Raw genomic sequence first — 18347 nt, forward strand, 5'->3', positions numbered from 1 at the left:
AATCTGTGACGATCTCCACCCGGCATCCGTCCTAGGAGTGTCGCTGGACCGCGACCCGCTCTCCGCACGGGAGGCGGACACACGGATGAAGGAGCACATGATGGCGAACGTGACTGGTGGCACCCAGCCCAAGGCTCAGGTCGTCGCATCGCAGCCGGGGACTGCTGCGGGCAAGACCACGATCGAGGACGCGGTGGTGGCGAAGATCGCCGGCATCGCCGCCCGTGAGGTCAGCGGCGTCTACGCGCTCGGCGGGGGAGCCGCGCGCATGGTCGGGGCGATCCGGGACGCGCTCAACACGACCGACCTGTCACAGGGCATCAGCGTCGAGGTCGGAGAGACGCAGGTCGCGGTCGACGTGACCATCGTCGCCGAGTACCCGGTCTCGCTGCAGAAAGTCGCCGGCGACGTGCGCACGGCGATCCACCGCGCGATGGTCGAGCTCGTCGGCATGGACGTCGCCGAGGTCAACGTGACCGTCAACGACGTGCACATCCCCTCGGACGACGAGGGCGACGGCGCACAGGAGGCGCGAGTCCAGTGAACGCGTCGGTGATCGGAGCGGCGGCCGCGGCGGTTCTGGCGTTGACCTGGGTCGCCCTGGGTTTCTGGGCATTCCTGCTCGTGGCGCTGGCCATGCTGATCGGCGCGGTCGTCGGCCGCATCATCGACGGCCGTCTCGACGTCCGGGCGCTCGCCGAGGTCTTCCGCGGCCGGCGCTCGTCGTCATGACCGGGGGGACCGAGGGTGAGCGCTCAGCGGAGGTCGTCGTGGGGGCGACGATCTTCACCGCTCGCGCGCTGCAGCAGCTCGCCCTCGGCATCGCCCGCGACGCCGCCCGGGTGTCGACCAGAGACGTGCGCGTGCAGCTCTCGGATGACGGAGGCGCCCTGCGCATCGACGTCACGGTTCCGGTCGCGATGGCGTCCTCGCGAGGTACCACCGTGATCGAGACGGGCGACGCCCTGCGGTCCGAGCTCATCGACCGGATGCGACGGCTCGCCGACCGCGAGGTCCGCACCGTGAACGTCCGATACTCCGGCGTCCGCCGGAACACAGAGAAGAGGGTGAGATGACGAACGAGCAGGCGACCTACCGTCGCGTCCTCCACCGTGAGACGCATTCTCCGCGCACCGCGCCTGCCGTGGCTGTGGCCGCCGTCGGCGCGGTCGTGCTGCTCGCCGGGCTCGCAGGAGGAGTGTGGTGGCTGGTGGATCCCGCATTCCGCGCATCGGCGGCCCGGTGGTTCGACGGCGCTTCCGCGCTCGCGGCCCAGCCGGCTGCCGCGATCGCCGTCGGTGCGGTGCTCGTGCTCCTCGCGGTCCTGCTCCTGGCACTCGCCGTGCTTCCGGGGCGGCGGTCCCGCCGCGCCCGCATCGCCGATCGCACGGCTCTGCTCGTGGACGACGGCGTGATCGCGGACGCGGTCGCTGCTGCGGTCGCGCGGCGCACCGGCGCTGAGCGCGGGCGGGTGTCCGTCACCATGGGGCGGCGCACGGTCACCGTGCGGATCGTCCCGACGAGCGGTGTGGCCGTCGATCCGGCCGCGGCCGAGTCGGCCGTCCACGACACCCTCGCGGAGGTCGGCTTCTCGTCGGCGACGCGCGTGGTCGTCTCGACGGAGGGAGTCGTCGCATGAACGCCACGAACCGGGTGATGAATCGCGTGCTGCTGTTCCTGGCCGGCGTCGTCCTCCTCGCGGCGGGCATCGTCGCGCTCGCGGCGGGCATCCTGGCGGGTGGGGATCCGCCGGCGTGGACGCGAGAGCCCCTGCGGGTGATCACCGACGTGTGGTCGTCGCTCGCGCGGTGGACGGTCGACGTCGCCGGGGTCGGACCGGTGTCCGTGCTGCTGCTGATCGCCGTGGGGACGGCGCTCCTGCTCACGGTGCTGCTGCTGGTCTTCCTCGGCACCCGGGGGAGAGGACGGACCAGAGAGGTCCTCGAGGTCGACGGAGTCGGCGGACGGACCGCTGTCGACAGGAGCGTGGCCGACGCCGTGCTCGCCGAGCCCTTGAGCCGCCGACCGGACGTCCTCGCGGCGCGCGCAGGCGCCTACCGCGTCCGGCGCGCACCCGCGATCGAACTCGCGGTGACGGTGCGGCCGGGAGCACCGCTCGGTGCGGTGGTCGCCGCGGCGCAGGCGGCTGTCCGCGAGTGGGATCAGCTTCTGGGATCCCGCGTTCCGATCCTGCTGCACCTCGCCGATCGAGGTTGGCGGGACTCGTTCCGCACGGCGACGCGAGTCGAGTGAAGGGTGATCCCGATGGACGAACGCGTGATCGTGCGAGAAGACTCGGCCCCGAGATCCGGTGGTCGGAGAGGAAAGGAGACGCCATGAGTGCGGAAGACAAGATCAAGGCTGCGGCGGAGAAGGTCGCCGGCAAGGCGAAGGAGACCGTCGGCAAGGTCACCGGCGACGACCGGCTCGTCGCCGAAGGCAAGTCCGAGCAGGCCAAGGGGAACGTCCGTGACGCGGCCGAGAACGTCAAGGACGTGTTCAAGAAGTGACGGCGGCGGGGAGAGGCCCGAAAGGGTCTCTCCCCGCCCCTTCCAAGGTCCGTGGGAGAGGATCCGATCCGGTGACGTTCGCGTTCCGAATCTCGTGGGGGATCCGAGTGGGGAGTGGGGTAGATGGAAGACGAACGCTTTCGCAGAGCGCTCGAGCACGCGGATGATCGCATCGTCGCCGGGCGGGCGGCGGACGGGGACGTCGAGGCGTTCGCCGTCCTCGTGCGCAGGTACACGCCCATGATGCGCGCGTACACGCAGCGGATGCTCAACTCCTCAGCGGATGTGGACGACATCGTGCAGGAGTCGTTCGTCACCGCCTGGCAGAGGTTCGGCGAGCTCGAGGACCTCTCGAAGGTCAAGAGTTGGCTGATGCGGATCGTGAGCCGCAAGGCGGTGGACCGGATCCGCGCCCTCCGCCCCGCGGTGGACATCGATTCCATCGACCGCCCCGCCCCGCTGCACACGTCCCCGTCGGCCGTCGTCGAGATGCGGGCGGGAGTGGCTGCGCTGGGCGCGGCCCTGCGCGAACTCCCGGACGCCCAGCGCGAATGCTGGGTCCTGCGGGAGATCGGCGGCTACTCCTATGAGGAGATCGCGGAAGAGCTCGACATCCCGGTCTCGACCGCGCGAGGACTGCTCGCTCGGGCCCGGAAATACATGATCGTACGGATGGAGGAGTGGCGATGACCGACGACAGGGAGGTCCCGGAGATCCGCCGGCTCGGACTGGAACCCACCGATCTGGACGGGCACACGATCGAGGAGCTCGCCGACTATCTGGATGCGGGGAGGACGCCGCGCGACCGCTCGATCGAGGAGTCGCCGGGGTGCCAGCTCGCCCTGGACGCGCTGCAGAGGCTGCACGGCCTCGGCTCGGAGCTGCTGGACGCCGAAACGGCGGCGGAACCCGAGGTCGATCCGACCTGGGTCGAGCGCGTCCTCAGCGGCATCGCGATGGACGCCAGGGCGGGACGGCGCATCCCCTTCGCGTCGGAGGAGCCGGACACGGACCTCGGGATCACCGAGGGTGCGGTGCGCGGCCTGATCCGCGCGGCCGAGGCCGCCGTGCCCGGGCTGCTGATCGGGCGCTGCCGACTCACCGGCGATGTGACGGCGGCCGGCGCTCCGATCCGCATCGAGATCGATGCGAGTGCCCTGCACGGCCAGTCGATCCCGGCGGTGGCCGACCGTCTGCGGGACGAGGTCGATCGCGCCCTGCGCACGCACACGGAGCTGAACGTGACCGCCATCGACATCGCGATCCGCGATATCCGGGAGGTGCCGACGTGGACGGAGGAGAAGCCATGACCACCACGGAGCAGGCGGTGCTCGCCGCCGAGATCGAGGGCGCGGTGCGGGCGACCGCCGGTGTCAGCGCCGTGTACCGCTCCGCCTCCGTGATCTCGCATCTGCTGCGAGCCGGTGCTGCCGCGCTGGGCGTCCGTCCGGAGGACGAGCCGCTCGTGTCGGTGGCCGAGACGGAGGACGGCGTCGTGGTGGAGGCCTCGATCGGCGTCGAGTCGAACACCAGGTCCGGGGACACGCTTCGCGCCGTGCGCGCGGCCGTCGATGCCGTGCTCGAGAGGCAGGGCGTGCGGCGGGAGAGCCTGACGCTCACGGTCGTGCACGTCCACGCGGCGGCGCCGGAACCGGTGGTCTGACCGGCGCGGAGCGCGTGTCGTCCGTGCAGCGGACGGCACTCGCTCCGCTCGCCGGTCAGAGCGCCGCGCGCAGGCCGTCGACGAGCGGCGTGGTCGGGCGGCCGATCAGACGCGACAGGGTGCCGTCGGTGTCGGCGAGCGCGCCGTCGCGGATGCCCGCGTCCAAGGCGGCCACGAAGCCCGCCGTCCCCTCGTCCAGGCCGGCCTCGCGCAGGGCGGCCAGCTGCTCGTCCACGCTGAGGGCTCGGTACGAGACGGGGCGTCCGGTGATCTCCGAGAACGCGGCGGCGAGGTCGCTGTAGGTCCACGCCACGTCGCCGCCCAGCTCGTAGACCTGGCCGATGTGCCCGTCTTCGAGTGCAACGACCGCTGCCGCCTCGGCGAAGTCCTTGCGGCTCGCCGAGGCGACCCGTCCCTCGCCGGCACCCGCGGCGAGCACACCCGTCTCGGCTGCGCGGGCGAGGTCGGCGGCGTAGTTCTCGGTGTACCAGTTGTTGCGGAGGATCACCGCGGGGAGCCCGGCCGCGGCGATGAGCTCCTCGGTCGCCTTGTGCTCGGGAGCCAGGACGAGATCGCTGGTGGTGGCCTTGGGGGCGCTGGTGTAGATGAACTTCGCGACACCGGCGTCCTTCGCCGCCTCGATGACCGCCCTGTGCTGCGCGACGCGCTGGCCGACCTCGGAGCCGGAGACGAGCACGACGGTGTCGATGCCGTCGAGCGCGGTCGCGATCGAGGCGGGATCGGTGTAGTCGAGGTGGACGGCGCGGACACCCAGCTCCGCAGCCTTCGCGGTGTCGCGGGCGCCCGCGACGATCGACTGCGGGTCCGCACCGCGCTCCTGCAGGGCGGCGATGATGAGACGGCCGAGGTTGCCGGTCGCGCCGGTGACGAGGATGGTCATGAGGGGTCCTTTCGTAGGTGACCTCCTCGACAACCGCTCTCGCCCTGATGAACATTCCGTCTGCGGGGTACCCACTTTGACGTAAGGTACCTACATGTCGGTGAGTTTTGCGCAGATCAAAGAGACCACGCCGTTCGCGTTCGACAAGAACTGCGGCACCCGGGTGGTGCTCGACCACATCATGAGCAAGTGGGGCGTGCTCGTGCTGTCGTGCCTCTCCGACGGCACCCGTCGCTGGGGAGAGCTGCGGCGGGAGGTCGACGGCATCAGCGAGAAGATGCTGGCCTCGACGCTGCGCACCCTCGCCGACGACGGATTGGTGCACCGGGAATCCCTGCCGACCGTGCCCCCGCACGTGGAGTACAGCCTGACGCCGCTGGGTCGCGATCTGATGGAGCGCATGCTGCCGTTGATGCAGTGGGTCGCCGATCACGCCGACGGGATGCTCGAGCGGTCCTGAAAGTGCGGATTCCTTTGCGAACTCGCGCAAGGACCTACGCAATTCGTCGCAGAAAGAAAGTCTTGACGCGATAACGGTGGCACCCCTACTGTCTGAGACATGGCTACGACGCCCATTCACCTTGAACGACCCGACGGCAAGGGACTGGCGGCAGGAACCCTCGGTCTGTGGGGATCCACCGTCATCGGTCTCGCTTCGACCGCTCCGGTCTATTCGCTCGTCGCGACGCTCGGCTTCGTGGTGCTGGCCGTGGGTGCGCAGGCGCCCATCGCCTTCATCATCGCTTTCGTCCCGATGCTCCTGATCGCGTTCGCGTATCGCGAGCTCAACAACGCCGTCCCCGACTGCGGCACCACCTTCACGTGGGGCACCAAGGCGTTCGGGCCCTGGGTCGGCTGGATGGGCGGGTGGGGCGTTGCCGTCGCGGGGATGGTCGTCCTCGCGAACCTCGCCCAGATCGCGTCCGTCTACTTCTGGTCGCTGATCGGCCAGGACCTGGAGAACAACGACTGGCGCGTCGTCGTGGTCGCCGTGATCTTCATCGCTGCCATGACCTGGGTCAGCTGGCGAGGCGTCGAGATCGGCGAACGCATCCAGAACGTCCTGCTCGCGATCCAGTACCTCGCGCTGGCGATCTTCATCGTCGCGGCGCTGTGGCAGTTCTTCGCCGGCACGGCCCCCGGCGCCACCGCGTTCGACTGGGAGTGGATGAACCCGTTCGCTTTCACGGACTGGTCCGGCTTCACGGAGGCGATCCTCCTCGCCCTCTTCATCTACTGGGGCTGGGACACCTGCCTCGCGCTGAACGAGGAGACCAAGGACCCCAAGCGGATCCCTGGACGCGCTGCGCTGCTGACCACGGTCATCCTGCTGGTCACCTACGTCGCCGTGACGATCGCCGCGATGATGTACGCCGGGCTGGGCGAGGACGGCACGGGGCTGGGCAACGAGGCCAACGCCGACGACTTCTTCCTCGCGATCAAGGACGGCCTGCTCGGCCCGTTCGGCTGGGTGCTCGTGGTCTCCGTCATCATCTCCGCGATCTCGTCGACCCAGACGACCATCCTGCCCACGGCCCGGGGAACCCTGGCGATGGGCGTCTACCGGGCGCTCCCGGCGAAGTTCAAGGATGTGCACCCGGTCTACAAGACGCCGTCGTTCTCCACGATCGTGATGGGCGTGGTCGCCTCCGCGTACTACGTCGGCATGACCCTCATCAGCGACAACATCCTGCAGGACTCGATCCTGTCTCTCGGTCTCGCGATCGCCTTCTACTACGCCATCACCGGTTTCGCGTGCGTCTGGTACTTCCGCAGGGACCTCACGTCCTCGGCGCGCGACTTCTTCTTCAAGGGGCTGTTCCCGCTGCTGGGCGGACTCATGCTCACCGGAGCCTTCATCCAGTCCGCGATCGACATGTGGGATGTGGACTACGGCTACACGGTGCTGTTCGGCATCGGCGGCACGTTCGTGATCGGCGTCGGCTCGCTGGCGTTCGGTCTCGTGCTGATGTTCCTCTGGTACCTCTTCCCGCGGTCGAAGCGGTTCTTCCGCGGCGAGAGCCTGAACCGCGACACCGAGGTGATGGTGCCGGACGAGCCCGCCGTGACGATCCGCTCGATCGACGGCGGGATCTGACCCGACCGGACGGCAGAGGGCGTTGTCCTAGGCTTGATTCGTGCGCATCCGGCTCGACATCGCCTACGACGGCACCCACTTCCGCGGGTGGGCGAAGCAGCCGACGCTCCGCACGGTCCAGGGGACCCTCGAGGCCGCGCTGGCTCGCATCGTCGGCTCCGACGTGCAGTTCGTGGTGGCCGGTCGCACGGACGCCGGCGTGCATGCCAGCGGCCAGGTGGCGCACGTCGACCTCGACGAGAGGCAGTGGTCGCGGATCGAGGCCAGGCACGGACGCGCCCCACAGGACCCGGCCGGCACGATCGCCGGACGCCTGCGCGGCGTGCTCGGCGCGTACTCCGATGTGACCGTCCTCCGCTCGTCGATCGCCCCCGACGGATTCGACGCCCGGTTCTCGGCGGTGTGGCGGCGCTACCGCTACCGCCTGGCCGACGAGCAGTCCGGCTACGACCCGCTGCGCCGGCTCGACACGACCAGCATCCGCGGACGCCTGGACGATGCGGCGATGGACGCCGCCGCCCGCACGCTCATCGGTCTGCATGACTTCGCCGCCTACTGCAAGCCGCGCCCGGAGGCGACGACGATCCGCACGCTGCTCGACTACCGCTGGGCACGCGATGCCGACGGGGTGCTCGTCGCCGAGGTCAAGGCCGACGCCTTCTGTCACAGCATGGTGCGCGCGCTCGTCGGCGCCTGTGCGGCCGTCGGCGAGGGGCGCCTCGACGTCGACGACCTCGCCGTGCTGCGGGACGCCCTGACGCGGACGAGCGAGTTCAAGGTGCTGCCGGCGCGGGGCCTGACCCTCACCGAGGTCGGCTATCCGACTGACGATCTGCTGTCGGCACGAGCCGAGCAGACCCGAGCCAGGCGCGACGCCGCCGCGGGCGACTGAGCCTGCGGCGCGCGCGCCGATACGGAGCCCTGCCACAGCCGAGGCGAGTAGCGTGGGCACGGTCATGAAGGTCATCTCCTACAACCTCCAGAAGCACCGCGCGGCGAGCGAGCTCGCGGCCCTCGTCGGCGAGCATGATCCGGACATCCTCTGCCTGCAGGAGTGCGACGTCCCGGCGCTGCCCCCGGAGATCGGCGACCTGGTGCTCGCGGATGCGACCCAGGGCAACCGTCTGGGACTGGCGCTGTTCTATCGGGCGAGCACCTTCCATCTCCAGGCCATCCGCACACTGGGGCTGAAGAAGTCGCTGCATGACCGCATCGCGAAGCCGGCGCACGAGCGCGTGCTGGGGGCGAGGCTCCGCGACATCGATGACGGTCAGGACTTCATCGTCGCGTCCTTCCACGCTGCCCCGCTCACGGCCCTGAACTCGCTGCGCCGCCACCAGATCCGCGCCGCTCTCACGGAGCTCGCGACGCTCGGCGACGGGCTGCCGCAGCTCATGGTCGGCGACTACAACTACCCGGTGTTCAAGGAGAGCCTCGGGCAGGCGGTGCGCGACCACGGCTACGCGCTGTCCCTCAGCGACGACCACACGTACACGCGGTACCGGGTGTTCCGCGGCCACTACGACTTCGCGACCTCCTCCGGCTTCGAGATCGAGCGCATCACGACCCTTCCGCAGGGATTGAGCGACCACCGCCCGATCCTCGTGACGGTCAAGCCCGACTGACCCCGTTCGGCGGTGGGTTTGGGCATACGGCCCGCGTGGCGTATGATTTCCCTTTGGTGCCTTTCCCCGTCCGCGGAGAAGGGGCATCGTCCGAACGTGAGCCCTCCACTGGCGTGTTCCCATCTCGACAGGCTCGATGAGCCAGAGATGACGAACCACCCCGGAGTGGGATTCACGAACCTCTCCGTTCGACACAAGAAAGCAGCACTATCGTGACGCGCACTTACACCCCCAAGGCTGGCGAAGTCCAGCGCGATTGGGTCGTCATCGACGCCACCGACGTCGTTCTCGGCCGTCTGGCTTCGCACGCCGCTACGCTCCTGCGTGGCAAGCACAAGCCGACCTTCGCCAACCACATCGACTCGGGTGACTTCGTCATCATCGTGAACGCCGACAAGGTCGCGCTCACCGGTCAGAAGCTCCAGAAGAAGCTGGCCTACCGCCACTCCGGTTACCCGGGCGGCCTGAAGTCGGTCACCTACGCCGAGCTTCTCGAGAAGAACCCGGTCCGCGCTGTCGAGAAGGCCATCCGTGGCATGCTCCCCAAGAACAGCCTCGGCCGCCAGCAGCTGTCCAAGCTCAAGGTGTACGTCGGTGGAGAGCACCCGCACGCCGCGCAGCAGCCCCAGCCGTACACCCTCGACCAGGTCGCCCAGTAAGCGCCGTAAAGACTAAGGACATACTCGTGGCTGACATCCAGGACACCACCGAAACCCCCCAGAGCTTCTCGACCTCGACTCCGGAGACCGAAACGGTCGAGGCGGCTCCCCGCCCCGTGCTGAGCGTCCCCGGTGCCGCTGTGGGACGTCGCAAGCAGGCCATCGCCCGCGTGCGCCTCATCCCCGGCTCGGGCACCATCACGGTCAACGGCCGTACGCTCGAGGACTACTTCCCGAACAAGCTGCACCAGCAGCTGATCAACGACCCGTTCACGGCGCTGAACCTCGCCGGCGCGTACGACGTCATCGCCCGCATCTCGGGCGGCGGCGACTCCGGCCAGGCCGGTGCGCTGCGTCTCGGCATCGCTCGTGCGCTGAACGAGATCGACGCGGAGAACAACCGTCCGACCCTCAAGAAGGCCGGCTTCCTCTCCCGTGACGCTCGCGTCAAGGAGCGCAAGAAGGCCGGACTCAAGAAGGCACGTAAGGCGCCTCAGTACTCGAAGCGTTAAGGTCCACTGCTCCGATGCCGATCTTTGGCACGGACGGCGTGCGAGGACTCGCCAATGGCATCCTCACCGCCGACCTGGCGCTCACCCTGGCCCAGGCGACAGCTGTCGTCCTGGGCCAGGGCCGTACTGCGGAGGCTCGCAAGGCCGAAGGCAAGCGACTCACCGCAGTTGTCGCCCGCGACCCCCGGGTCTCGGGACACTTCCTCACCGCTGCCGTCGCCGCGGGACTCGCGTCCTCGGGTGTCGATGTGCTCGAGGCCGGTGTCATCCCGACGCCCGCGCTCGCATTCCTCGTCGCCGACCGCGACGCCGACTTCGGCGTGATGATCTCCGCGTCGCATAACGCGGCGCCCGACAACGGCATCAAGATCTTCGCCCGCGGAGGCCGCAAGCTGCCCGACGTGGTCGAGCAGCGCATCGAAGAGGCCATGAACGGCGAGATGCTGCGCCCCACCGGCGCCGGGGTCGGCCGCATCGACCGCTTCTCCGACGCGGAGGACCGCTACGTCGTCCACCTGCTCGGCTCGCTGCCGAACCGTCTCGAGGGCATCCACGTGGTGCTCGACTGCGCGCACGGTGCCGCATCCGGTGTCTCGCCCGAGACGTTCCGCGACGCCGGGGCCGAGGTCACCGTGATCGGTGCCGACCCCGACGGCTGGAACATCAACGACGGCGTCGGCTCGACCCACCTCGACAACCTCGCCGAAGCCGTCGTCCGCCTGGGCGCAGACATCGGCATCGCCCATGACGGCGACGCTGACCGCTGCCTCGCGGTGGACGCGCAGGGCAACGTCATCGACGGCGATCAGATCATGGCGATCCTCGCGGTGTCGATGAAGGAGCGCGGTCGCCTCACGGACGACACCCTCGTCGCGACCGTGATGAGCAACCTCGGCCTGCACGTCGCGATGCGCGAGCACGGCATCACCGTCCGGCAGACCGCCGTGGGCGACCGCTACGTGCTCGAGGACATGAACGAGGGCGGCTACGCGCTGGGCGGTGAGCAGTCCGGCCACGTGATCATGAGCGAATACGCGACCACGGGCGACGGCATCCTCACCGGTCTGCACCTGGTGGCCGAGATGGCACGGCAGAACAAGTCGATCGCCGAACTGGCCTCGATCATGACCGTCTATCCGCAGGTCCTCATCAACGTGCGCGACGTCGACAAGGACCGCGTCTCGGACGACGAGGTCGTCCAGCAGGCCGTGCGCGACATCGAGACCGAGCTCGGCGACACCGGGCGCGTGCTGCTGCGCAAGTCCGGGACGGAGCCGCTGGTGCGCGTCATGGTGGAAGCCGCCGACGCGGAGTCGGTGCACGCCTACGCGGGACGCCTCGCCGAGGTCGTCCAGGAGCGGCTCTCGCTCTGACCACAGTGCTTTCGCAGACGGCCGGCCGCTGACCTCAGCGGCCGGCCGTCTCGCGTGCGGCGTGCTGACCGGTATCCCGCTGCGTGCGCAGCGCCCGCGGCGTCGTGCCGTAGTCCTCGTCGAGTGCGCGGCGGAGGCTCATCGGCGAGTGGAAACCCGCGCGCTGCGAGATCTGCTCGATGCTCAACTGGTCGTGAGCGCTGTCGAGCAGCAGCGAGCGGGCGAGCCGCGCCCGCTGATGGCGGATCTCTCCGGCGACGCTGTTCTCCACCTCGGCGAACACGAGCTGCAGCTGCCGCAGAGAGCACTGCACCTCACGAGCGACCACCGCCGGCGTGAGCCCCGGATCGCCGCACTGCTGGGCGATGACCGCGACCGCCCTGTCGCGCAGCGTGGCCCGCGGAGAGCGCTGAGAGGACTCGGCGCCGACCCTGTCGAGGAGGATGGCGCCGCTCATCTCCACGATCAGATGCTCGATCGCGTACCGCTCGATCGCCGTCGCCTCCTCGTCGGTGGCGAGGATCTGCTCGATGAACGCCTGCATGGCCAGGTCGAGCGGTCGTCGCTCGCCCAGACTCCTCGCGTCGTCCGGCACCCCCGTCACGAACGCGCCGAGAGCCGGCCGCGGGACGTACGCCGCGGTGATGTGCCACGGCCCCTCGCACCGCACGTGATGGGTGACGCCGGGCGGCGCGACCACGAGCCCGCTCTCCACCGGCATCCAGGGTCCGTCCGAGGGCTTCATCGACAGTTCGGCGGTGTCGACGAACGCGAAGACGGAGTGATCGGGGTGGGCGCTGGCGGTGTCGATGGCGAACTCGGTGGAACGGCCCTGCATCGACAGCAGGATCACCGGACCGGGCGTGCGCTCCGTCGCCCGCAGCGGTGCCCGGTCGTCGATCGTGCGGACACCGTGCGAGATCAACTCCTCCGCGCCGATCCGCCGTACCTCGCCTGGACTCACAGCACCCCCCGACGCCGATGACCGTGGGACGGCGCCGACCGTGAGGCCGGTGCTCGCCGAGCTCGTGCCTCCCCGCCGCCGACCGCGAGGGGAGGTGCGCGCTTCGTCAGAGGATACCGAGTCCGCACCAGCGGGCAACAGGGCATCCGCGTCGGTGTCGCGCGGTTCAGCGCGCCGTGTCGCTCCAACTCAGCTGCTCGATGTACCGCAGCAGCACGCCCTCGCGCAGCGCCCACGGCGAGACCTCCAGCTCGTCGAGTCGGAGCGCGGTCATCGCGGCGTGCAGGGAGACGGCCGCGGCCACGATCTGGAACGTCCGGTCCGGAGTGATCCCGGGGAGCTCCTGCCTGGCCGTGGCGGGCAGGCGCGCCAGCCGGGGGATCCAGGAGCCGAGCGAGGCGCGGGGGAGCAGCATCCGCTCGCTTCCCGACCACCCGGGCGCGGGATAGCCCACCAGTCGAGCGAGGGATCGGATGGCCTTGGACGACCCCACGACATGGTCGGGCCGGGGGAGGGCCAGGAACTGCGGCAGCACCGGTGCGAGCGTCTGCTCCGCGTGCGCGCGCAGCCGCTCCACCCCCTCCTCGCCCGGCGGATCGTCCGGCAGGAACTGCACGGTCATGCGCCCAGCGCCCAGCGGGACCGAGGCCGCGGCGTCCGGCAGCTCCTCGGCTCCGGCCGCGATCTCCAGAGAGCCGCCGCCGATGTCCAGGAGCAGGATCTGCCCCGCCGACCAGCCGAACCAGCGGCGCACCGCCAGGAAGGTCAGCTCCGCCTCGGTCTCGCCGTCGAGGACCTGCAGCGGCTGCCCGAGAGCGGCTTCGATGCGCGCGATGACCTCGGCGCCGTTTCGCGCGTCACGGACGGCGCTCGTCGCGGTGGCCAGCAGCGCATCCACGCGCTCGCTCTCGGCCACGCGACGCGCCTGGACGACCGCAGCCTCGAGTGCGACCACGCCCTCCTCCGAGATCGCGCCGTCCGGCGTGAGGTAGCGCATCAGGCGCAGCACCGACCGGTCGCTCGTCGTCGCCAGGGGCCTCCCGCCGGGGCGGACGTCGGCTGCCAGCATGTGGACGGTGTTGGATCCGATGTCGAGAACTCCCAGGCGCACGGGAAGAGACTACTCGCGCCCGGATACGATGTATCCCGTGACCACCGCCGACCCCACGCTGCCGCTGTCGCCGTACCGCGAGATCGGGCGGGCGGAGTGGGCCAGGCTCGCGGCAGGGCTCGATCAGCCGCTGACCGAGACCGAGGTGGTCGAGCTGCGCGGCATCGGCGACCGCCTCGATCTGACCGAGGTGCGCGAGGTGTACCTCCCGCTCAGCCGCCTGCTCAGCCTCTACGCGACCGCGACCAAGCGCCTCGGCGCCGCGACCTCGGCGTTCCTGCAGGAGGACGACACCACCACGCCGTTCGTGGTCGGCGTCGCCGGCTCCGTGGCTGTGGGCAAGTCGACCATCGCCCGCCTGCTGCGCGAGCTCATGAGCCGCTGGCCCGGGACGCCCCGGGTCGAGCTCGTCACCACCGACGGCTTCCTCTACCCCAATGCCGAGCTCGAGCGTCGCGGGATCATGGACCGCAAGGGCTTCCCCGAGTCGTACGACCGGCGCGCGCTGATCGAGTTCCTCACCGAGGTCAAGAGCGGCGCGACCGAGGTGCGTGCGCCGTTCTACTCCCACATGCGCTATGACATCGTCCCCGATGCGAACGTCGTCGTGCGTCGCCCCGACGTCGTGATCGTCGAGGGGCTGAACGTCCTGCAGCCGCCGCCCGCGCCGAACGACGTCGCCGTGAGCGACCTGTTCGACTTCTCGATCTTCGTGGATGCCGAGACCGCCCACATCGAGAAGTGGTACGTCGACCGATTCCTCGCTCTCCGCCAGGCGGCCTTCAGCAACCCGTCGTCGTACTTCAACGTGTTCGCCCACCTGACGGATGAGGAGGCGATCACCACGGCCCTCGGGTACTGGAACGAGATCAACATGCCCAACCTCGTCGAGAACGTGATGCCGACACGGCATCGTGCACGGCTCGTCCTGCGCAAGGGGCCGGACCACGACGTCGAGAGCGTGCTGCTCCGCAAGCTCTGACCGTCCGGCCGGGGTGAATGTACGGACGACTCGCAAAAATCCCGTCTTACTCTTGTTCCCATGTGTGGAATCGTCGGATACGTGGGCCCGCGCCCCAGCCAGGACATCCTTCTCGCGGGGCTCGCCCGCCTCGAATACCGCGGATACGACTCCGCGGGCGTCGCGGTCATCGACGGCGACGGCTCGCTCGGCATGCGGAAGAAAGCCGGAAAGCTCGCCGTGCTGCGCGACTCCCTCGCCGACGCCCCCCTCCCCGACGGCTCCACCGGCATCGGCCACACCCGCTGGGCGACCCACGGCGGCCCCACCGACGTCAACGCGCACCCGCACCTCGCCGACGACGACAAGCTCGCCCTCATCCACAACGGCATCATCGAGAACTTCTCGGCGCTGCGCGAGGAGCTGCTCGCCGACGGCGTCGTGTTCCGCAGCGAGACCGACACCGAGGTCGCCGCGGCCCTGCTCGGTCGCGAGTACGCCGGCAACGGAGGCGACCTCGAGCTCGCGTTCCGCTCGGTCGTGAACCGCCTCGAGGGGGCATTCACCCTGCTCGCCATGCACCAGGACCACCCAGGACTCGTCGTCGGCGCGCGCCGCAACTCCCCGCTCGTGATCGGCCTCGGCGAAGGGGAGAACTTCCTCGGCTCCGACGTCGCCGCCTTCATCGAGCACACCCGCAAGGCGCTCGCGATCGGTCAGGACCAGATCGTCTCGATCACTCCCGACGCGGTCACGGTCGTCGACTTCGCCGGCACGCCGGTCCAGCCCGAGCCGTTCGACGTGTCCTGGGATGCCGCCGCCGCAGAGAAGGGCGGCTGGTCGAGCTTCATGGCCAAGGAGGTCGCCGAGCAGCCCGAGGCCGTCGCCAACACGATCCGCGGACGCATCCAGGACGGCCAGGTGGTCATCCCCGAGCTGGACGGCCTCGATGAGCTGTTCCTCGGCATCAACCGCGTGATCATCACCGCGTGCGGCACCGCGTCGTATGCAGCCCTGGTCGGCAAGTACGCCATCGAGCAGTGGGCGCGTGTCGCGGTGGATGTCGAGCTCGCGCACGAGTTCCGCTACCGCGACCCGGTGATCGGCGCCGACACCCTCGTCGTGTCGATCAGCCAGTCCGGCGAGACCATGGACACGCTCATGGCCGTGAAGTACGCCAGGGAGCGCGGCGCGCGCACCCTCTCGATCTGCAACACCCAGGGCGCGACCATCCCGCGCGAATCGGACGCCGTGGTCTACACGCACGCCGGACCCGAGGTCGCCGTCGCATCGACGAAGGCCTTCTCGGCGCAGATCACCGCGCTGCTGCTGCTCGGCCTCCACATGGGCCGTGTGCGCGGTGCCGTCGCCGATGCGTCGGTCGACGTGGCCGAACTCGCCGCGCTTCCGGAGAAGATCGCGTCGGTGCTCGAGGGTGAGCAGGAGCACGTGACGCAGCTCGCTGGATGGATGGCGGACACCCGGTCCGTGCTGTTCCTCGGCCGTCACGTCGGCTACCCGATCGCGCTCGAGGGTGCGCTCAAGCTCAAGGAGATCTCCTACATCCACGCCGAGGGCTTCGCCGCGGGCGAGCTCAAGCACGGACCGATCGCCCTGATCGAGCCGGGCCAGCCGGTGTTCGTGCTGGTCCCGTCGCCGCGCCACTCCGCACTGGTGCACTCCAAGGTCGTCTCCAACATCCAGGAGATCCGCGCACGCGGTGCCCGCGTGATCGTGATCGCCGAGGTCGGAGACGCCGCCGTGCTGCCGTTCGCCGACGAGGTCATCCACATCCCGCTCGCCGGCGCGATGTTCGAGCCGCTGCTCGCGGTCGTGCCGCTGCAGATCTTCGCGATGGCGCTCGCCACGGCGAAGGGCCTCGACGTCGATCAGCCGCGCAACCTCGCGAAGTCCGTCACGGTCGAGTAACCGCGCTCCGCGCGCGCTCCCCGCGGACGAAGGGCGGGCGCGCGCGGGCGGGGGCACGGGCGGGGGAGAAGGGGCCGCGGGTAGGCTGGGCGGGTGATCATCGGCACCGGCATCGACCTCGTGGACATCCCGCGGTTCGAGCGCACGATGGCCAGGACTCCTCGCCTGCGCGAGCGGCTCTTCGCCCCGGCGGAACGCGAGCTGCGTCTTCCCTCGCTCGCGGCACGCTACGCCGCCAAGGAAGCGCTGATCAAGGCGCTGGGCGGCTCCGACGGAGTGCACTGGATCGAGATCGAGATCGCCTCCGAAGCCTCGGGTCGACCGCACTTCGTGCTGTCCGGATCGACGGCCGCGGTCGTCGAAGAGCGCGGGATCCGCACGCTGCACCTGACCCTCACCCACGATGCCGGCCTGGCCGCTGCGTTCGTCGTCGCCGAAGGAGACCCCCTGTGACCGTCCCGTTCCGCGAGGCGACCATCGACCTCGATGCCATCGCCGACAACGTGCGCCACTTCCGTCGGCTCACCGGCGTCGAGGTCATCGCCGTCGTGAAGGCGAACGCCTACGGTCACGGCGCGGCGGCTGCCGCGGTGGCGGCGCTCTCCGGCGGTGCGACGCGACTCGGGGTGGCCGAGATCCCCGAGGCGCTGGAACTGCGCCGCCAGGGCGTGCACGCGCCCATCATGGCCTGGCTGCATGCGCCGGGGGAACGGTTCGAACAGGCGGCAGCGCAGGACATCGAGGTCGGGATCTCCTCCTTCGACCAGCTCGCGGCGGCTGCGGCGGCGGCCTCCGTCGATCGTCCCGTCGCCGTGCACCTCAAATTCGAGACCGGGCTCTCGCGGAACGGCCTCGCCCCGGAGGACTGGGGTCGTGTGCTGGCCGAGGCCGCGCGACTCGAGCGCATCGGACGTCTCCGCGTCGTCGGCCTGTTCAGCCACCTCTCGAACACCTCCGCGGAGGACGACCGTGCGGCGCTGGCGAAGTTCGACGAAGCGGTGGCGACCGCCGCCACGTTCGGAATCCGTCCGGAGATCCGCCACATCGCGGCCACGGCGGCCGCGATCGACCTGCCGGAGATGCGCCTCGACGCCGTCCGGATCGGCATCGGCCTCTACGGACTGTCGCCGTTCGAAGACCGCACCTCGTCCGACCTGGGCCTGCGACCGGCGATGACGCTCCGCGGTGCCGTCGCGGCCGTCCGGAGGGTGCCCGCGGGGACGGGCGTCTCCTACGGCTACGACCACCGCACGGAGCGCGACACGACGCTGGCGCTGGTTCCCCTCGGGTACGCCGACGGGATCCCCCGGAACGCCTCCGGGCGGCTCCCCGTGTCGATCGGCGGGCGGCGGTATGCCAACGTCGGGCGGATCGCGATGGACCAGTTCGTCGTCGACGTCGGCGACGCCCCCGTCTCCATCGGCGACGAGGTGGTGCTGTTCGGGGACCCGACGCTGGGAGTGCCCTCGGCCGCGGACTGGGCGACTGCCGCCGGCACCATCGACTACGAGATCGTCACGCGCATCGGACCGCGCGTGCCGCGGCGGACGTCATGAGCGTCGACCCGGCATTCCTCGGTCGCCGGGAGGTCGCGACCGCGGAGGCGATGGAGCAGCTCGGCTTCCGGATCGGCGAGCAGCTGGAGCCCGGAGACCTGCTCATCCTCACCGGACCCCTCGGCGCGGGGAAGACGACCTTCACCCGCGGCCTCGCGGAAGGACTCGGTGTGCGCGGACCCGTGCAGAGCCCGACGTTCGTGATCGCCCGCACCCACCCGTCCCTCGTCGGCCGCGCGCCGCTGGTGCACGTCGACGCGTACCGGCTCGGCTCCGCGGCGGAGCTGGACGACCTCGACCTCGACCTCGAGCGGTCGGTCGTCGTGATCGAATGGGGGCGAGGCATGGCGGAGGAGCTGGCGGACTCGTGGTGGGACATCGAGCTCGAACGCCCGGTCGGAGTCACGGACGACGACCCGTCCGAACTCGACGCGGACGCCCCCCGGATCGTGACGATCGCGAACGAGCGGATCTCGTGAGCGCCC

The 18347-nt window shown here is 70.0% G+C and carries 24 protein-coding genes; 21 read left to right on the forward strand and 3 right to left on the reverse strand.

The genetic code is table 11. The features are described from left to right. The first annotated feature begins 100 nt into the window (after positions 1-100). From CSX12_RS04090 to CSX12_RS04130, 9 genes are all read left to right on the forward strand, one after another. Complete coding sequence (locus CSX12_RS04090) at positions 101-544, forward strand: Asp23/Gls24 family envelope stress response protein (RefSeq protein ID WP_241160560.1); 444 nt, start codon at positions 101-103, stop codon at positions 542-544. Beyond that, positions 541-732 carry a DUF2273 domain-containing protein gene (locus CSX12_RS04095; protein ID WP_017203713.1) on the forward strand — a complete coding sequence of 64 codons (192 nt, stop codon included), beginning with the start codon at positions 541-543 and terminating at the stop codon, positions 730-732. The genes CSX12_RS04090 and CSX12_RS04095 overlap by 4 nt, the downstream gene beginning before the upstream one ends. Beyond that, on the forward strand, positions 729-1076 hold the full coding sequence (locus CSX12_RS04100) for a hypothetical protein (protein WP_124894942.1): 348 nt from the start codon (positions 729-731) through the stop codon (positions 1074-1076). Before CSX12_RS04095 ends, CSX12_RS04100 begins: the two co-directional genes overlap by 4 nt. Continuing rightward, positions 1073-1639 (forward strand): hypothetical protein, encoded by a 567-nt coding sequence (locus CSX12_RS04105; protein WP_124894943.1) that lies wholly within the window; start codon positions 1073-1075, stop codon positions 1637-1639. Before CSX12_RS04100 ends, CSX12_RS04105 begins: the two co-directional genes overlap by 4 nt. Then, on the forward strand, positions 1636-2253 hold the full coding sequence (locus CSX12_RS04110; RefSeq protein ID WP_124894944.1) for a hypothetical protein: 618 nt from the start codon (positions 1636-1638) through the stop codon (positions 2251-2253). The genes CSX12_RS04105 and CSX12_RS04110 overlap by 4 nt, the downstream gene beginning before the upstream one ends. An 83-nt stretch (positions 2254-2336) precedes the next feature. Continuing rightward, the gene (locus tag CSX12_RS04115) at positions 2337-2510 is read left to right on the forward strand and encodes a CsbD family protein (protein WP_017203709.1); all 174 of its coding nucleotides are present in this window, start codon (positions 2337-2339) and stop codon (positions 2508-2510) included. Between the two features lie 123 nt (positions 2511-2633). Then, positions 2634-3200: an RNA polymerase sigma factor gene (locus CSX12_RS04120; RefSeq protein WP_017203708.1), complete on the forward strand. Its 567-nt coding sequence runs from the start codon at positions 2634-2636 to the stop codon at positions 3198-3200. Further along, positions 3197-3820 carry an Asp23/Gls24 family envelope stress response protein gene (locus CSX12_RS04125; protein ID WP_124894945.1) on the forward strand — a complete coding sequence of 208 codons (624 nt, stop codon included), beginning with the start codon at positions 3197-3199 and terminating at the stop codon, positions 3818-3820. Before CSX12_RS04120 ends, CSX12_RS04125 begins: the two co-directional genes overlap by 4 nt. Beyond that, entirely contained in the window at positions 3817-4173 is a 357-nt protein-coding gene (locus CSX12_RS04130) for a hypothetical protein (RefSeq protein WP_124894946.1), read from the forward strand. The genes CSX12_RS04125 and CSX12_RS04130 overlap by 4 nt, the downstream gene beginning before the upstream one ends. Positions 4174-4228: 55 nt before the next feature. On the opposite strand, the gene CSX12_RS04135 is transcribed toward CSX12_RS04130, so the two are convergent. After that, a complete protein-coding gene (locus CSX12_RS04135) occupies positions 4229-5074 on the reverse strand; it encodes an SDR family oxidoreductase (RefSeq protein WP_124894947.1) in 846 nt (281 codons plus the stop codon). 94 nt (positions 5075-5168) lie between these two features. Here CSX12_RS04135 and CSX12_RS04140 point away from each other — a divergent pair, with 94 nt between their 5' ends. The 7 genes from CSX12_RS04140 (at position 5169) to glmM (ending at position 11341) form a co-directional block, all read left to right on the forward strand. Further along, positions 5169-5534 (forward strand): helix-turn-helix domain-containing protein, encoded by a 366-nt coding sequence (locus CSX12_RS04140; RefSeq protein ID WP_017203705.1) that lies wholly within the window; start codon positions 5169-5171, stop codon positions 5532-5534. Positions 5535-5633: 99 nt separating this feature from the next. Continuing rightward, on the forward strand, positions 5634-7172 hold the full coding sequence (locus CSX12_RS04145) for an APC family permease (RefSeq protein WP_017203704.1): 1539 nt from the start codon (positions 5634-5636) through the stop codon (positions 7170-7172). Between the two features lie 40 nt (positions 7173-7212). Further along, a complete protein-coding gene (truA, locus tag CSX12_RS04150; protein ID WP_124894948.1) occupies positions 7213-8064 on the forward strand; it encodes a tRNA pseudouridine(38-40) synthase TruA in 852 nt (283 codons plus the stop codon). Positions 8065-8128: 64 nt separating this feature from the next. After that, the gene (locus CSX12_RS04155) at positions 8129-8797 is read left to right on the forward strand and encodes an endonuclease/exonuclease/phosphatase family protein (RefSeq protein WP_124896804.1); all 669 of its coding nucleotides are present in this window, start codon (positions 8129-8131) and stop codon (positions 8795-8797) included. Positions 8798-9009: 212 nt separating this feature from the next. Then, positions 9010-9456, forward strand: coding sequence for a 50S ribosomal protein L13 (gene rplM, locus CSX12_RS04160; protein ID WP_017203702.1), 447 nt, complete (start codon positions 9010-9012; stop codon positions 9454-9456). Between the two features lie 26 nt (positions 9457-9482). After that, on the forward strand, positions 9483-9968 hold the full coding sequence (gene rpsI, locus CSX12_RS04165; RefSeq protein WP_017203701.1) for a 30S ribosomal protein S9: 486 nt from the start codon (positions 9483-9485) through the stop codon (positions 9966-9968). 14 nt (positions 9969-9982) lie between these two features. Then, positions 9983-11341 carry a phosphoglucosamine mutase gene (glmM, locus tag CSX12_RS04170; RefSeq protein WP_017203700.1) on the forward strand — a complete coding sequence of 453 codons (1359 nt, stop codon included), beginning with the start codon at positions 9983-9985 and terminating at the stop codon, positions 11339-11341. A 34-nt stretch (positions 11342-11375) separates the two neighbouring features. Here glmM and CSX12_RS04175 read toward each other — a convergent pair whose 3' ends face one another. After that, positions 11376-12305: a helix-turn-helix domain-containing protein gene (locus CSX12_RS04175; RefSeq protein WP_124894949.1), complete on the reverse strand. Its 930-nt coding sequence runs from the start codon at positions 12303-12305 to the stop codon at positions 11376-11378. A 166-nt stretch (positions 12306-12471) separates the two neighbouring features. Next, entirely contained in the window at positions 12472-13416 is a 945-nt protein-coding gene (locus tag CSX12_RS04180; RefSeq protein ID WP_124894950.1) for a Ppx/GppA family phosphatase, read from the reverse strand. 28 nt (positions 13417-13444) lie between these two features. Here CSX12_RS04180 and coaA point away from each other — a divergent pair, with 28 nt between their 5' ends. The 5 genes from coaA to tsaE all read left to right on the forward strand — a co-directional run bounded on the left by coaA (position 13445) and on the right by tsaE (position 18341). Continuing rightward, positions 13445-14398 (forward strand): type I pantothenate kinase, encoded by a 954-nt coding sequence (gene coaA, locus CSX12_RS04185; RefSeq protein ID WP_017203697.1) that lies wholly within the window; start codon positions 13445-13447, stop codon positions 14396-14398. A gap of 60 nt (positions 14399-14458) precedes the next feature. After that, positions 14459-16306, forward strand: coding sequence for a glutamine--fructose-6-phosphate transaminase (isomerizing) (glmS, locus tag CSX12_RS04190; RefSeq protein ID WP_026049914.1), 1848 nt, complete (start codon positions 14459-14461; stop codon positions 16304-16306). A 93-nt stretch (positions 16307-16399) separates the two neighbouring features. Further along, positions 16400-16759, forward strand: coding sequence for a holo-ACP synthase (locus CSX12_RS04195; protein ID WP_017203695.1), 360 nt, complete (start codon positions 16400-16402; stop codon positions 16757-16759). Beyond that, positions 16756-17862: an alanine racemase gene (alr, locus tag CSX12_RS04200; RefSeq protein ID WP_017203694.1), complete on the forward strand. Its 1107-nt coding sequence runs from the start codon at positions 16756-16758 to the stop codon at positions 17860-17862. The genes CSX12_RS04195 and alr overlap by 4 nt, the downstream gene beginning before the upstream one ends. Beyond that, positions 17859-18341 (forward strand): tRNA (adenosine(37)-N6)-threonylcarbamoyltransferase complex ATPase subunit type 1 TsaE, encoded by a 483-nt coding sequence (gene tsaE / locus CSX12_RS04205; RefSeq protein WP_124894951.1) that lies wholly within the window; start codon positions 17859-17861, stop codon positions 18339-18341. The genes alr and tsaE overlap by 4 nt, the downstream gene beginning before the upstream one ends. Positions 18342-18347: the final 6 nt, after the last annotated feature.

Origin of the sequence: Microbacterium sp. Y-01 (assembly GCF_003856715.1) — a bacterium.
Lineage (GTDB): Bacteria > Actinomycetota > Actinomycetes > Actinomycetales > Microbacteriaceae > Microbacterium > Microbacterium algeriense.

Bases quoted from the DNA above. Each gene is read 5' to 3' on its own strand.
- CSX12_RS04125 (WP_124894945.1), top strand. From the start codon at position 3,197: ATGACCGACGACAGGGAGGTCCCGGAGATCCGCCGGCTCGGACTGGAA.
- CSX12_RS04090 (WP_241160560.1), top strand. From the start codon at position 101: ATGGCGAACGTGACTGGTGGCACCCAGCCCAAGGCTCAGGTCGTCGCA.
- tsaE (WP_124894951.1), top strand. From the start codon at position 17,859: ATGAGCGTCGACCCGGCATTCCTCGGTCGCCGGGAGGTCGCGACCGCG.
- CSX12_RS04110 (WP_124894944.1), top strand. From the start codon at position 1,636: ATGAACGCCACGAACCGGGTGATGAATCGCGTGCTGCTGTTCCTGGCC.
- CSX12_RS04115 (WP_017203709.1), top strand. From the start codon at position 2,337: ATGAGTGCGGAAGACAAGATCAAGGCTGCGGCGGAGAAGGTCGCCGGC.
- CSX12_RS04145 (WP_017203704.1), top strand. From the start codon at position 5,634: ATGGCTACGACGCCCATTCACCTTGAACGACCCGACGGCAAGGGACTG.
- CSX12_RS04135 (WP_124894947.1), bottom strand. From the start codon at position 5,074: ATGACCATCCTCGTCACCGGCGCGACCGGCAACCTCGGCCGTCTCATC.
- CSX12_RS04120 (WP_017203708.1), top strand. From the start codon at position 2,634: ATGGAAGACGAACGCTTTCGCAGAGCGCTCGAGCACGCGGATGATCGC.
- CSX12_RS04130 (WP_124894946.1), top strand. From the start codon at position 3,817: ATGACCACCACGGAGCAGGCGGTGCTCGCCGCCGAGATCGAGGGCGCG.
- glmM (WP_017203700.1), top strand. From the start codon at position 9,983: ATGCCGATCTTTGGCACGGACGGCGTGCGAGGACTCGCCAATGGCATC.
- CSX12_RS04155 (WP_124896804.1), top strand. From the start codon at position 8,129: ATGAAGGTCATCTCCTACAACCTCCAGAAGCACCGCGCGGCGAGCGAG.
- CSX12_RS04105 (WP_124894943.1), top strand. From the start codon at position 1,073: ATGACGAACGAGCAGGCGACCTACCGTCGCGTCCTCCACCGTGAGACG.
- coaA (WP_017203697.1), top strand. From the start codon at position 13,445: ATGTATCCCGTGACCACCGCCGACCCCACGCTGCCGCTGTCGCCGTAC.
- CSX12_RS04140 (WP_017203705.1), top strand. From the start codon at position 5,169: ATGTCGGTGAGTTTTGCGCAGATCAAAGAGACCACGCCGTTCGCGTTC.
- glmS (WP_026049914.1), top strand. From the start codon at position 14,459: ATGTGTGGAATCGTCGGATACGTGGGCCCGCGCCCCAGCCAGGACATC.
- CSX12_RS04100 (WP_124894942.1), top strand. From the start codon at position 729: ATGACCGGGGGGACCGAGGGTGAGCGCTCAGCGGAGGTCGTCGTGGGG.